Genomic DNA, 248 nt, shown 5'->3' on the forward strand with positions numbered 1-248 from the left:
GCATAACGGAAACAATGTACCTCATACTCCTGCAAGGTCTGCTCGGTCTCGGTCGCGACGGCGAACAGTCCGGCGACGAGATCTGCCCGACGAGCCTGTGACCCCTTACCGGATACCGCGCCGATCTCCGAGAAAGCGGCGTCGACGTCGGTCACCGTCAACATCGGATGCGCTGCCGGTGGCGGCAAGGAGCGCAGAGCGGCCCAGCCCACACCGATTTGGCGCTGAGGCAGCTCGCCGGAGAGCCA

General features: G+C 64.9%; 1 pseudogene. It reads right to left on the bottom strand.

Annotation, left to right across the window (positions count from 1 at the left end):
* Window positions 1–248: pseudogene (locus ACFE99_RS15665) on the bottom strand (hypothetical protein); the annotation flags it as partial.

The organism is uncultured Mycobacterium sp. (genome assembly GCF_964249325.1).
Lineage (GTDB): Bacteria > Actinomycetota > Actinomycetes > Mycobacteriales > Mycobacteriaceae > Mycobacterium.